Source organism: Candidatus Hydrogenedentota bacterium, assembly GCA_018005585.1.
GTDB lineage: Bacteria > Hydrogenedentota > Hydrogenedentia > Hydrogenedentales > JAGMZX01 > JAGMZX01.
Genome location: JAGMZX010000014.1, coordinates 49,702 through 64,175, shown reverse-complemented (window position 1 = coordinate 64,175; position 14,474 = coordinate 49,702). Strand labels below are relative to the sequence as shown.

Below are 14,474 nucleotides of genomic sequence, written 5' to 3'. Positions count from 1 at the left end.
CGTGTCAAGAAGCCGCTTGGGCAGGATGCGCGCGCCACCGAGCAGCAGCGCCTCGCCCATCTCGCCAAACAACAGGCGCACGGCGGCGGCGGGCATGGGAAACAACGTGGGCCGCCGCAAAACCCTGCCCAGCGCTTTCGTGAACTCGCGGTTGGCTGCCGGGTTCGGCGCCGTCGCGTTCACGGCACCGGCCAGGCTTTCGCACCCGATGCAGTGCTCGATGGCGCTCGCCAGGTCCTCGAGCGCAATCCAGCTCATGTACTGGCGGCCCGTGCCAACTACGCCGCCCAGCCCCAGCCGGAACGGCGTGACCATGCGCGCCAGCGCGCCGCCGTCACCGCTCAGAACCATGCCGATGCGCAGACGGACGACGCGGATGCCCGCCGCCGCCGCAGGCGCGGTGGCGGCTTCCCACTCCTGGCAGACCTCGGCCAGGAAATCCTCCGCGGGCGGGGCGTCCTCATCCAGGGCTTCATCACCGCGATTGCCGTAGTAGCCTATGGCCGAGGCGGACACCAGCACGGGTGGCGGCGAGGAACGGCCCGCCAGCGCCTCGCAGAGCAGTTGCGTGCCGCGCACGCGGCTGTCCCGGATGCGCTTCTTTCGCTCGGGGGTCCAGCGCCCCACGGCAATGTTCTCGCCTGCGAGGTGAACCACCGCGTCCAACCCTTCAAGGCTTCGCGCGTCGATCTTGCCACGGTCCGGGTCCCAGGCGATGGTGTCCTCGGGGAACGGCGTCTTGCCGCGCACGAGCCGGACCGGCGCGTCGCCGCGCGTGCGCAACCGCGCTATATACGCCTCGCCGACGAGCCCGGTTGATCCGGTAACCAGCACGCGCATGCGACTCGCTCCTATTCGCCATGATTTGTGTCAGTATACCGGCCATGCGCGGGACCGTCAACGCGCGGGGCCAGTCCCGCGAGGCATGGGCGCGCATTGCTTGACTTCTAACAATCCCATGGCATACGATCAGGGCTCAAGATTGGGGCTCCGTCATGGCCAAAACAACGCCAGCGTCCATCAGCAACGAACTGGGCCTGGAACATCCCATCGAGGATATCCGGCACGAGGCCGTCCTGAACGTCATTCGCACCGCGAATGTGCTGTCCCTCAAGGGCGCGGTCCTGTTCCGGCGCTACGGCCTCACCGAAGCGCAATTCAATGTGCTTTTCGCTCTGAAGTACAAGGAAGGCGACCTGACCCAGTCGGACTTGGGCAAGCGCCTGGTCGTAACGCGAGCCAGCATCACGTCCGTGCTGGACAAACTGGAGCAGAAGAAGCTTGTGCATCGCGCGTCCGTGCCGGGCAACCGGCGCATCTATCACGTAGAATTGACGTCCAGGGGCCGTAGTCTCGTGGAACGCGTGGAAGACGTCTACCGAGGCAAGATTCACCAGGCACTGGCCGCGTTCAGCCATGCGCAATGCCGCCTGCTCATCGCAGGACTCGAACGGTTGCGCGAAGGCGCGGCGCGTCTCTGAGCAAGCGGCGCGGTACGCCGAAAACACCAGTTTCGACAAGGCCCGGAGATGTCCGGGCCGGAGGAAACACAAATATGAAGGCCATCGCACGTCCACCGGCGCACCCGGGCGAGACATTCAACCGCCGCGGGTTTTGGGCGTTGATCGTTACTCAGTTTCAGGGCGCGTTCAACGACAACCTGTATCAGTTCATCATCATCTTCTTCCTGCTTTCCATGGCCATGCCCTCCGGCGGAGACGTGCCCGCGGACGCCTCGTGGCTGGCGCGGCTGTTTCAGACCGAAGATTTCGTATACGCATTCGCGCAATTCATCTTTGCCGTGCCGTTCATCATTTTCCCGGCGTTGTTCGGCGCGCTGGCCGACAAATACAGCAAGCAGCGCGTCGCGATCGGCACAAAATACCTGGAGATCTTTATCATGGCGCTCGGGGGCGTCGCCTTCTATATGGGCAGTTCCCCGTTCTGCTGGTTTGTTCTCTTCTGCATGGCCACCCAGAGCGCGATATTCAGCCCGGCAAAGTACGGGATCATTCCGGAAATCATGCCTGAGCCGCGCCTGTCCTGGGCGAACGGCATCCTGCAAATGGGCACGATACTCGCCATCATTGCGGGCACGGGCCTTGCCGGAGCGGTGTCGGAGACCTTTCGCGGGCGTACCTACCTCGCGTCCGCACTGCTCGTGGTGCTCTCGGTCCTGGGCACGGTCTCCTCGCACTTCATCACAAAGCCGCCCGCCGCGCACCCGCAGACGAGGATTCCGCGCAATCCGCTGCTGCCGTGGGCGGGCATGGGCCGTTATTTTCGAGCCATCTGGAGCGAACGACTGCTGTACAACGTGGTGCTGGGCTACGTCTACTTCTGGTTCGGCGGCGCGCTGGTGCGGCAGAGCGTAATGAAGTTCGCGCACACTTCGCTCGGCCTGTCCGACGCGCTCACCTCCTACTGGGTCGCCACCATGGGCCTCGGCATCGGCGTCGGCGCGGTCGCGGCGGGCTATCTCTCGCGCGAGAAGATCGAAACGGGTATCGTGCCGGTCGGCGCGTTGGGCATGGGCCTGTTTTCCGTGATTCTCGGCATCACGGGGATTGGCCTCGGCGACACGGGCGGCGCCGGCGCGGCCGCGGCCGCCGGCGCGATCGGCTGGGTCCCCTACGTGTTCGTGATCGGCGTCCTCTTCTGGCTTGGTTTCTTCGCCGGGTTCTTTGACGTGCCGCTCGCCGCGGCGATCCAGGCGCGCGCGCCTCTGGCCATACGAGGCGGCGTTATCGCCACAACCAACATGTTGACCTTTGTCGGCATCGCCTTCGCCAGCGTTTTCTTCTACAGCCTGAGCCGCGCCGGGCTGAGTCCCAGCGGCATTTTCTTCGTCTGCGCGCTGATGTCCGCCGGAATGGGCCTCTATATCTCATTCCGGATCCCCTCGATCATGCTGCGGGCGGTATTGTGGATTCTCGCCAACACGCTGTATCGCATCCGCGTGCTCGGGCGCAATCGCATTCCCGAAGAAGGCGGCGCGCTCTTCGTGGCCAATCATCTCTCGGTCATGGACGCGCTTGCGTTAACGGCGTCCACGGACCGCGACATCTGCTTTCTCATGGGAAAGGACGTCTTCAACGCGCGCCTGACGGGCCGCATCGCGCGCATGCTCGGCGTCATTCCCTTCGACCCGAGAGGTTCGGTTCAACACATCGAGGAAACCATCGTCCAGTTGCGCGCCCTCATTGCGGAGGGCAACGTGGTCTGCATCCCGGCGGAACGCCGCTTCGCCGCGGATGGCGTTGCCATGCCGTACCACGATGATTACCAGCGCATTCTGGGCGACGTGGACGCGCCGCTGGTGCCCGTCCACCTGTCCCATCTGTGGGGCTCGATCTACACAGTCGAAGACGGGCGTTTTCACGCGCTGCGCCCGCCGCGCATCCCGCACGTCATCCACGTGCACTACGGGGATGCGCTTCCGCGCGATGCTTCCGCGGTGCAGGTGCGCGTGGCCATTCAGCGGCTCGGCACCGAATCGTATATGCGCCGCCCGCTCGCGCACAACCAGTTGCACCGCGGCTTCATCAAAGTGGCGCGAAAATTCAAGCGGCGCATGTGCATCGCCGACGCCGTCACGGGCGAACTCAACTATTTCAAGACGCTGGTGGGAAGTATAGCCTTTGCGCGAAAACTGCGCCGCATCCTTGACGACCGGCAGATGGTGGGCGTGCTCGTGCCCCCTTCCGTCGGCGGCGCGCTGACCAACATCGCGCTGCAGATCATGGGCCGCGTGCCGGTCAACCTGAACTACACCAGTTCAAAGGAGGCCATGGCTTCCGCCGCGCGGCAGTGCGGCATTACGCAGGTGCTCACCTCAAAGCGCTTTCTTGAACGCCTGCCGCTCGAGGTGCCCGGTCACCCGATCTATCTCGAGGACATTCGCGGCACGGTCACCGCGGCGGACCGCGTCATCGGCATGCTGTACGCCCTGTTCGCGCCCGCGTGGCTGATCGAGCGCGCCGCCGGCTCGCCCCGCGGCCGCACGCTTGAGGACTTGGCCACCATAATCTTCTCAAGCGGCAGCGAAGGCGACCCGAAGGGCGTCATGCTCACCCAACGCAATATCCTGTCAAATATCGAAGCGGGCCTCGAAACGTTTCCGCATGGTCCGCACGACCGCATGATGGCGTTCCTGCCTTTCTTTCATTCCTTCGGGTTCACCGTCACGATGTGGCTGATGTTCCTGTCCCGGTGCGGCGTCGTCTATCATGCGAACCCGCTCGAACCGCGCGTCATCGGCGGGCTCATCAAGAAGTTCCAGTGCACGTTCCTCGTCGGCACGCCGACCTTCCTTAACGGTTTCCTCCGCCGCTGCGATGCGGAACAGTTGAAGAGCCTGTCGTGGGTCGTTTGTGGCGCGGAGAAACTGCCGGAGCGCATCCGAGAGGCGTATCGCGAGAAATTCGACACCACACCCATGGAAGGCTACGGATGTACGGAATGCGCGCCCGCCGTGTCCACCAACACGCCCGATTTCATCTCGCCCGGCTTCTATGCCCGCGGCGTGAAGCACGGCAGCATCGGCCGTCCTTTGCCCGGCATCAGCATCCGGATCGTGGACCCGGCCACCGGCCTCGACCTGCCTCCAGGGGAGGCGGGCCTCATGCTGATCAAGGGCGTCAACGTCATGAAGGGGTATCTGAACATGCCGGAGAAGACCGCCGCCGTGTTGCGTGACGGCTGGTACGAGACCGGCGATATCGCATCGGTGGATGAGGACGGATTCATCACCATAACGGACCGCATGGCCCGCTTCAGCAAGATTGCCGGCGAGATGGTCCCCCACGCGAAGGTGGAAGAAACGTTGCACCAGCTGCTCAATCTGACCGAGCAGGCGCTGGCGGTGGCGAGCATCGCGGACCCCCGCAAGGGCGAGCGCCTGGTCGTCTTGCACACGCTTGACGATGCGCAGCTTGCGCAACTGCTGCAAAAGCTGCCGGACTCCGGGCTGCCGAATCTCTGGCGGCCCCGTGCCAGCGCATTCCACCGCATCGACGCGCTGCCCGTGCTGGGCACGGGCAAGATGGATATTCGCGGCGTGCGCACCATGGCGCAAGAACTCGACCACGACGAATAGCCTCGCGCCGAACATCCAACGGCTGCATATCCCGCCCCGCCGGAACCGGCGCGCGGGATTGTCGCTCCTTTCACCGCATGGGTTACAATGCCCCTTTCTATCGGAGAATGGACGGATGAAACGGTTGGTGATTGCGATGGCATTCGGACTGATCTTCCCGCGGCTGCTCGTGGCGCAAGGCGCCGACATCGACGCGTTGCTGGGCGATTCCTGGTACGGGCTGTACCTCAACGGCGAGAAATCGGGCTACGCTTTCATGTCCACGGCCAAGGACGAACAGGGCCGTGTGACGCTGGTGCAGGACGCGCGGTTCCGCATCGTGATGGAGGGCGTACGGCAGGAACTGCAGATATACGCGTGCCGGGTGTACGCGCCGGACGGCGCCCTGGAATCCATAGAGTCGTACTTTGTCGACCCGGGCGGCAAAAAGAACACGTTCAATGCGCAGATAGTTGACGATCACCTCGTGTTGAAGACAGACGTCGGCGGCGTCGGGGACGAGATCACACTGCCCAAACCGGCCGAAACGCTCACGGATGCGCTAAAGCACGAACGCTGGGTCATGGACAGACCGCAGCCGGGGGACGCGCTTCAGTTCACGGTATTCGAGCCCATGTTCCAGCGTGAACTGACCGGGCTGAGCCATATCCTCGAGGTGGATGAACGTATGCTCGAGGGGGTGACTACCCGCGTCTACAAGATCAAGATGGTTCTCCAGGAAATGGGGCTTGAATCCGTTTCCTATGTGGCGGAGGACGGCACCGTGCTGGAAGACATCGCAGCGGGCATGTTTACGATGCGCCTCGAACCGGAAGAAGTGGCCAAGGACGTCGACTATGTGAACGACGTGATTGTGTCAAACGCGGCGCTGGTCGACCGCCGGATTGAGAACCCGCGCGACCGCGATACGCTGCGTCTCATCCTGCGCGGCCCGCTCACCGAGTCACACATCTTCAATGATGAACGGCAGTTCGTGGCGGACGCCGGCGACAGCGTCGTCTTTGTGGCGAAACGCGTTGCGCTCGACGACTTCACGCCCGCGCATGTGCCCGTTGACAATCCGTCGGTGGCGCAGTGGCTCGAACCGACGCCGTTTGTCCAATGCGCGGACCCGCGCCTCGTGAGCAAGGCGAAGGAAATCGCCGGCGCGGAAACGGACGCCGTAAAGGTGTCGAACCTGCTCTGCGAATGGGTCAACAAGAACATGCGCAGCACGTATTCGGCGCGTTTGAGCAACGCGATCGAAGTGCTCGAAACGCTTGAGGGCGATTGCACGGAGCACAGCATCCTCTACGTCGGGCTGGCGCGCGCGGCGGGCCTGCCCGCGCGTGAGGTCGCGGGCGTGGTCTACGTCGATGGCGTCCATCCCGGATTCTATTTCCACCAGTGGGCGAAGGCATGGGTGGGCAAGTGGATCGACGTGGACCCGACGTTCAACCAGCCGAACGCGGATGTCACGCATATCAAGCTGGCCGAAGGCGACCTGTTCGCCCAGTCGCGGATCATCCCGCTCATCGGCCATCTGCAGATTGAATACGTGCCCAACGAAAGTGCCGCGCCGGAAACATCGTCGCCCGCGACGGACGCGGCGCCGCAAGAACAGGCCCACGACGACGCAACGGCGCCCGGGCAGCAATCGATGACCAACGAACCAGCGCCAGGGGAGCCGGCGCCGCCGGCAACCGCGCCGCTCGCCGGGGCCGCCGCCTCCGGCGGGGCTTCGTGAGCGGCAGCCGTGTCGACCGGCACGCATAGCAGACGGTCGCGCATTCGAAAAGGATGCTTGGCAATTCTTCTGCCGGCAGGCGCCATGTTCGCGTTGGCGGCAGTGCTTCTTCTAACGGGAGCGGCGCAGCGCGTCTTGGTGCGCGTTGCGTTGGAGCGGGTACTGGGCACGGAAGCGACTGTCGAGAGTGCCGCTCTGTGGGGCACGCTCCGCGTGCCGCTGCTGGAACTGCGCGAACCAGGCGCGCCCGCGGCAACGCCGTCCGCCGTTACCGTCGCGGGGCTGGAGGCGGACTACGCCCTGTTCGCTGCCGGCAACCGCTACCTGCGGCGCTTGACCCTGGACCGGCTCGCCGTGACGCTTGCCCCGGCTGCGTCCGGCGCCACCAACCACGATTTTCTGAGGCGTTTCCTGACCGCGCCCAGTTCCGGCATCGACCCGATGCTCGCCATCCCCATTGACACCAGCATCCGCCGTATCGATTTCCGGAATACCCTTGGGGATTTCCCGGTCACCATCGAAAACCTCGCCTTCTCCGCGCGAGTCGCGTCGCCGCGGGACTTGTCGTGCCGCATTTCGGCGAGCCCGGCGCGGGTGCAATGGCAATTCGGCGGAGCACCGGACAACCGCGACGGCGACCTCAACGTAACCGTCCAGAGACAAGGCACCGCGTGGCGTTTCCAGGGACAAGCCGCCATCCGGGAGTTCTTCGACCTGGATGCGGAAGGCACGCTGGACACGGCGGGCGCGCGTCCCGAAATCGCGTTCGAAGCCAAACGGTTGACGCTATGGGAACCGGCGCTCGCCGCCGCGGGATGGCGTGACACGCCGGCACCGGTGCGTTTCGAGCAGATGGACCTGTCCGGCTCGCGCGTGGCGGGCATGCTGCCCGCCGCGGGCCAGCCGGACAACATCGAGGCCGGCCTGCAGATGCAGGTCACGGGCTTGCGGGTCGGCGAGCCGTCCCGCCTCTGGTACAACGGCAATGTCGCTGTTTCCGGCGCGGGCGGCCTGAGTGAAAACGCCGCATTCGAGGGCTCGGTCACCCTGAACGCCGGGCAGGCCGTTCAGGTTTCGGTCCGCGGCGGCATGCTGGCCGGGTCGGCGGAACTCAGCATCAGCGATTGGCCTCGGCCGCAGATTGAAGCACTGGTCCCGGAAGCATACCGGTCTTACTTCGATTACGCGCGCGGTCTGGAGCATCTGGCAGGCGAGCTGACACTGGCTTGGAACGCGGAGGGCGCATCGTGGGAAGGAACCTTTGCGCCCGCTTTCGCGGAAGGGCCGCATCTCGTGTTCCGTTCGCAGGGCGCCATCGCGACCACGGGTAGTGGCACCGCTATCGGAGGCAAGGTCACGGCCGCGACGGACACGCAGGCCGTTGAACTCGGTTTCGAACGCCAGGCCGGCGGCGCATACGCCGTAACAGCGGCGATTAGCGATGTCGATCTCGCTGCGTGGACCGGGACGGTTCTGCCGGGCGTGCCGCCCGCCAGGCTGGGCGGAAACCTGAACGGCTCGGCCGAATGCTCGCTGGCGGATGCGGCGGCAACAATCAAGCTCGACCTGCGCGGCAATGGGTTGCAGTATGCGTCGTTCGCGCTGCCCAAGAAGAGCATCTTTCACATCAGCGGCATGGCCACAGTCGATACAGCCGCCGGTACGGTGCAAGGCGGGCCAACCTTGCTCGAAGTCGCCCCCTATGCCACGGCGCGCCTTGACGAATGGTCCGCTCTGCTGGCGGACCCGCTCGCCACATTCCAGGGCTCGGGTGCGGCCGCGTTGAAGCGCGCCGATGTGCGCGCCTGGCGTGACGCAACCGGCCTTTTTGCATTGCCGGACGGTCTTGCAGCGGCGGTGGTCGACGGCGAGGTCGCCGTGACCGCGAGCGAGTACGACTGGCGCTTCAAGGCCAACCTCGCCGCGACGGCGCTCGAGGGCGCGTCGTGGTCTTCTTCCGGCGTGGCGCCGCGGCTCACAGGCACACTGGCGGCCTCGCGCGATTTCTCCACGTGGCAGAGCGCGGAATTGCACCTCGCCGTGACGGACGCGTTCGAGGTCTCGGGCCAAGACTGCAAACTGGACCTGCGCAAAGGGGCCGCGCGCGCGGCGTTGAAGGCGGAGGGAGACATTGGCTTTCTGGACGCACTGCTCGGCGCGCCCGGCCTCTGGGGCGAGGTCTCTTTCGAGGCCCCGGCACGATTCGAGAACCACGTTTTCACGCTGGATACCGTGCTGACAACGGACACCCTGGGATACGGTGACCTCGCGGTGCCGTACGGTGAGACGCTGCGAGTGGAGGCCGCGTGCCGCTATGCGCCGGATACAGGGACTCTCGACGCGAACAACCTGTCGGTCGCGTTGGGCGAGCATACACGCCTCATCGCCGCAAGAGCCGCCCTCGACCTTTCGGCAATGACCGGCATGGCGGATGACATCCAGATTACGACGGATTTCGCGCCTTTCGTCGCGATGGAATTCCTGGCCGAGGCTGCGGGAAAGGCCGAACTCACGGGCGCGGTGCGCCTGGACGGGTCCGCGGTGCGCGGCCATGTGCAGGGAACGGTGCGCGCGGAACACATGGCGTTGCCCGGCGCAACCGCAACCCTGGAAAACCTCGAAGCCACGGGGGATATCGGGCTGGAGGAAGACCTGTCCGGAAGCATCGGCGTCAGCATGACGGCGCTTTCGGTCGGCGGCGTGAACCTGAGCGGCATTCAAACGACGCTGCGCCCCGAGCGCACAGAATTGCGCAGCGAGAATATCCGCGCGACCTTGTTCGACGGGACCGTGGACGCAACCATTGCGGCGGGCCTGCTCGAACCTGGCTTGCCGGTTCGCCTGGGACTGAAGCTGACCAATGTGGACCTGGGACGGTTCACGAACGAGTACAAGCCGCCCGGCATGACCCTGACTGGCCGCGCCAGCGGGGCTATCAGCATCGCCTTTTCCCATGGCGCGCTCGCGGACCTGACCGTGAGCCTTCAGGCGGGCGACGGATTCAGCATGAACCGCGACATGGTCGAGCAACTCCTGCTCTCGCAGTACGTGTCCGGCCTGCCGATGGGCAAGTCCTTCGAGCGCATGCTGCGCCAGGCTATTGGCAAGAAACCGCAACGGCCTTTCGATTCGGCGGATTTGGAGTTGGGCTTCGCGGACGGCCGCATCGTGGGCAAAGCCCTCCTCGAAAGCCGGGACCTGTCGCTCGACGTGGATATCAAGGCCGACCCGCAGGCCATCGTCGAAGCGCTGCGCGCACGGGAACGCGCGCAGTAACCCGCGCTTTTTCCCGGCCGGCGCCGGAGGTCAAATCCGCGGCAAAAACGGGCGTGCGGGGGAGTGGTGCAAAAACGGCAGTGGCCGGTTACAATGGATACATGAGATCATATTCTGGCGCCGGATTCGGCGGCGGCTGTGAATAAGGTAAAAAGACGGGCGTCTGTTAGGCTAACGCTGCGATGCAATGTGTTTGGCGGAACGCAAAAGAAGGAGGTCCACACGATGAAGCGATTGTTTGCGAGTGCTGCCATAGCGGGCCTGGTGCTGTCGGTCGGCTGCGTAATCCGGACGGAACACCGCATCGAGGCGCACGTGACGCTCGACATCCGGCATATTGAACAGCAGGCGGACGCAGTGCTCGATTACATGGAAGGCAAGACGGACGTCATGCCGGAGCTTGCGCCGGCAGGTGACATGTCCCGGTCGGTCCTGCGCGGCCTGCTTGAATGGGCCGCTCCCATGCATACTGCCTGCGCCGAGGAATTGAAGACCGAGTCGGCGCGGTACCGCCAGATTCTCAAGTCGATTAACGAGCGCAGCGCGCGCGTCAATGAATTGAAGGCGCAGGGCTGCCTGGGCGAAACCAATCGCGGTTACCTGGCGCTGCGCGATTGCCCCGCATTGCAGGACGCGGACCAGAAGAACGAAATTCAGAAGCTCATGGCCGAGGAAAACGAGGACCGCAAGGCGTTCTACAGCGAAATCGCGCGTCTGAACAGCGACAACAAGAACGTCACGGTCGCCTATGTCGAGCGTGTCTACGTGTGGAAGCGGCTCGAGCGCGCGGAATCCGGTCAGGTGTGCCAATTGCCGTCCAACGGCGCCGCACCTGAAGGCTACACGTTCGATGCGTTCAAGGCGACGCCGCTCGGCCAGCGGCTCGGCGCAGCCTGCGTGCCCGACGCCTGGGTAACCATCCCCTAGCGCCGCGCAGGATACGGACACGAGATGCGCGGCGCCGCCCGATTCTTCGCAAGTGCCCTGCTGATGGCGCCGCTTGCGCGGGCAGCGGCCCCAGGGCCATCCTTCCCGGAAATGGCGAACCTGCAGGCGATTTCCCTGGCGCCCGGCGTCTATGTGGTGCCGGGCGCGGTGAACATGGGCGTCTTCGTGCGCGGCGGCGAGGCGCTGCTCATCGACTGTTGCGATTCCATGACGCCGGAACGGCTGGCGCGGCTCGGCGTGCGCAAGGTCGTGTGGATCCTCTGCACGCAGCACAAACGAACGCACCTCGCAGGCGCGAAGACTCTCCTGGATTCCGGGGCGCAACTTGTCATCCCGGAGGCCGAGCGACCGCTGGTCGAGGACGTCGCCTCGTATTGGCAAGACCCGAAGAACCGCTGGCATCTCTACCGTCAGCAGCCCGGCCCGGAAGTGCTGGCGCAGCCCGTGCCGGTCGCGCGCGGCGTACAGGATGGCGAAATCATCGATTGGGAAGACTGGCGCATCCAGGTGCTTGAAACGCCGGGCATGACAGACCACAGCGTATCGTATGCCGTCGCGGCCGGAGACCTGCGCATCGTCTTTTCCGGTGACCTCGTGTATGAAGGCGGACGCCTTTGGGACGTCTATTCGCTGCAAAAGGGCAATGCAAGAATCACCGATTACCACGGATTTCTCGGGAACCGCGCAGCGCTGCTGGCAAGCCTCGAAAAAGTGCGCGCGGAACGCCCCGATGTGCTCGTTCCATCGCACGGCGGCCTGATTCGCGATGTGCCTGGTGCAACCCGGCTTCTCGAGCAGCGGTTAGACGCCCTCTTGCGCAATTACGCGTCCATCTCTGCGCTGAATTTCTATTTCCCGGAACTGCTCGCCGATTTGAAGGACGACCCAGCGCGCATGGCCCTCGCGGAGACCCAACCGCCGCCGGCCTGGGTGCGCCGCGTCAGTCCTACCAGCTTCCTGGTCGTGTCCGAGAGCCGGGCCGCGTGGCTCGTGGACTGCGGCGCGGACGCCGTCGTGGATACGGTGTGCGACTGGCTACAGAAGAATGAGATTACAAGCCTGGACGGCTGCTGGGTAACCCACTACCACGACGACCACGTCGACGCGTTGCCGCGTCTTACGGCCGAAACCGGCTGTCCGGTCTGGGCAGACGCGAGCGTGGTCGGCATCCTCGAACATCCGCGGCGTTACTATCTGCCGTGCATCTCGCCGGCCACGGTCGAAAAGGTGCGCGCGACATATGACGGCGAGACATGGCAGTGGCGCGAATTCACGTTCCGCGCGTTCCATTTCCCCGGCCAGACGCTCTACCACGGCGGCCTGATGGTGGAAGGCCGCGGGAGCAGGCTCTTCTTCGCGGGAGACTCCGGCGCGCCTTCGGGACTCGACGATTACACGGCCGGCAATCGTGTCTTTCTCGGCGCGGACCGCGGCTTTCGCCGCTGTATCCGCCTGTGGCGCGAACTCGCGCCCGACGGCATTCTCAACCAGCATCAGGAGATGATGTTCCGCTTCTCTCCGGACGAACTGGACTATTTGGACCGCGTCCTGGACGAGCGTGAGACGGTCCTGCGCGAAATGACGCCATGGGACGACCCGAACTTCGCCACAGACCCCTGGTGGGTGCGCGCATACCCCTACGAACAGGACGTCCGCCCGGGAGAACAATGCACCATCGACGTGCAACTGACCAACCACGGCCCGGAAGCGGTGCGTGTCCGGCTCGAGCCCGTGCCGCCCGAAGGCTGGACCGCCGGCGCGACTGAAAGCACAACGCAAGTGGAAATTCCGCCGCGCACGTGCGGGCTCGTCGTCGCGGGGAGGCCCGATTCCGACCGCGCGGCCCGGATCCGTTTGCAGGTTCCGGCCGGCGCCGCCCCCGGCATGTACGTGGTCCCCTTCCGCGTCCAATGGGGCGCCCGCTACCTCGGCCCCTTCCGCCACGCGCTTGTTCACGTGCGTGGATAGCGTGGCCGTACCGCGGTTGCTCGCCATACGCCGGGCACTCTATACTTCGGTCTCGATTCAGACTTCCAGTGTGTGGTTCCAGGGAGTAACCGGTTCGTGCGATTCGAGTTGTTTGTCGCCGCACGCTATCTGCGCAGCAAGCGCCGCAACCGCTTCGTCAGCCTGATCGCCATCATTTCGGTGGCGGGCGTGTGCGTCGGGGTCATGGCGCTGATCGTCGTCATGAGCGTCATGACGGGATTCGACATTGCCCTTCGTGACGCCATCATCGGCAACCGGGCTCATCTCACCGTGCTGCCCGAGTTCAGCGGGCGCATGCAAGACTACGACTTCGCCATAGGGCGCATCCGCGCCATCGCCCCCGAAATCATTGCCGCGGGTCCGCTCGCGCAGGTCGAGGCGCTGATCACGCACGACGAGAACTCCACCGGCGCCTACATCATGGGCGTGGACCCGGTCCGCGAGCAGGACATCACCATGCTCGCGGAGAACCTGACCACCCAGGGCGGGCGCAAATACGGGTCGGGCGCGCTGCCCGGCGAGAAGGAAATCGTCCTCGGCTACCGGCTTGCGCAACGGCTCCTGGGCTCGCACATGGTCAATCCCAGCCTTATGATTGGCCGGCGCGTAACCGTGACCACCGCGCGCCAGACGCTGACGCCCCTCGGTCCGCGGCGCGGCAGCCAGATTTGGCTTCGCGTGAGCGGGATCTCCCAGGCGAAAATGTCGGAATTCGACACTTTATACGCGTTTGTCGATGTTCCCACCGCCCAGATGCTCACCGGGGAGAACGGCGTGGACGGTATCCACATGAAGCTGGGCGACCCCTTCCTGGCGGAGCAGGTGAAAGACCGCATCAACAACGACCCGGACCTGCCCTACCAGGCCATCACGTGGTACGACAGCCAGGCCGAGTTCTTCGAGGCGCTGTACCAGGAAAAACTGGCCATGTTCATCATACTTGCTTTCATCATTCTGGTCGCTGCGTTCAACATCACGAGCACGCTGATCATGGTGGTGATGGAGAAGCGGCGGGACATCGGCATCCTGCGCACCATCGGGTCCGGCACGAAATCGATCTTCCAGTTGTTCATTTTCGAGGGACTGATGATCGGCCTGACCGGCACCGTCATCGGGCTGGTGCTGGGCACCCTCTTCGCCTACAACATCAACCCGATCATGGTCTTTATCGCGCATACGATCGGTTGGGACATCTTCAACAGCACCATTTACTATTTTGACGGCATCCCGGTGGCGGTGATGCCGTGGGACATCTTCTGGGTCTGCGTTTCCGCGGTAGCCCTTACCCTGGTTTCGACGCTGTATCCCGCGTGGAGCGCGGTCCGCGTCGACCCGGTGGACGCCTTGCGCTATGAGTAACGTGCTCGAATGCAGAGAGGTGGTAAAGACCTTCCGCGACGGCTCGCGCGAACTGCGCATCCTGCGCGGCGTGGACCT

Annotated in this window: 8 protein-coding genes; 7 read left to right on the top strand and 1 reads right to left on the bottom strand. The window is 64.5% G+C overall.

Going from position 1 to position 14,474, the window contains the following annotated elements; all coding sequences use genetic code 11:
* A partial coding sequence (locus KA184_04255) for a TIGR01777 family oxidoreductase (GenBank protein MBP8128770.1) occupies window positions 1-840 on the bottom strand: 840 nt, incomplete at its 3' end.
* Window positions 841-995: 155 nt separating this feature from the next.
* Here KA184_04255 and KA184_04250 point away from each other — a divergent pair.
* From KA184_04250 to KA184_04220, 7 genes are all read left to right on the top strand, one after another.
* Complete coding sequence (locus tag KA184_04250) at window positions 996-1,481, top strand: MarR family transcriptional regulator (protein ID MBP8128769.1); 486 nt, start codon at window positions 996-998, stop codon at window positions 1,479-1,481.
* A gap of 74 nt (window positions 1,482-1,555) precedes the next feature.
* Window positions 1,556-5,098: an MFS transporter gene (locus KA184_04245; protein MBP8128768.1), complete on the top strand. Its 3,543-nt coding sequence runs from the start codon at window positions 1,556-1,558 to the stop codon at window positions 5,096-5,098.
* Window positions 5,099-5,213: 115 nt separating this feature from the next.
* Window positions 5,214-6,824 (top strand): transglutaminase family protein, encoded by a 1,611-nt coding sequence (locus KA184_04240; GenBank protein MBP8128767.1) that lies wholly within the window; start codon window positions 5,214-5,216, stop codon window positions 6,822-6,824.
* 57 nt (window positions 6,825-6,881) lie between these two features.
* Entirely contained in the window at window positions 6,882-10,100 is a 3,219-nt protein-coding gene (locus tag KA184_04235) for a YdbH domain-containing protein (GenBank protein ID MBP8128766.1), read from the top strand.
* Window positions 10,101-10,325: 225 nt separating this feature from the next.
* Window positions 10,326-11,027, top strand: a complete 702-nt coding sequence (locus KA184_04230) for a DUF1318 domain-containing protein (protein ID MBP8128765.1) — start codon at window positions 10,326-10,328, stop codon at window positions 11,025-11,027.
* 24 nt (window positions 11,028-11,051) lie between these two features.
* On the top strand, window positions 11,052-13,016 hold the full coding sequence (locus KA184_04225; GenBank protein ID MBP8128764.1) for an MBL fold metallo-hydrolase: 1,965 nt from the start codon (window positions 11,052-11,054) through the stop codon (window positions 13,014-13,016).
* Window positions 13,017-13,112: 96 nt separating this feature from the next.
* Window positions 13,113-14,396 (top strand): ABC transporter permease, encoded by a 1,284-nt coding sequence (locus tag KA184_04220; GenBank protein MBP8128763.1) that lies wholly within the window; start codon window positions 13,113-13,115, stop codon window positions 14,394-14,396.
* Window positions 14,397-14,474 lie beyond the last annotated feature (78 nt).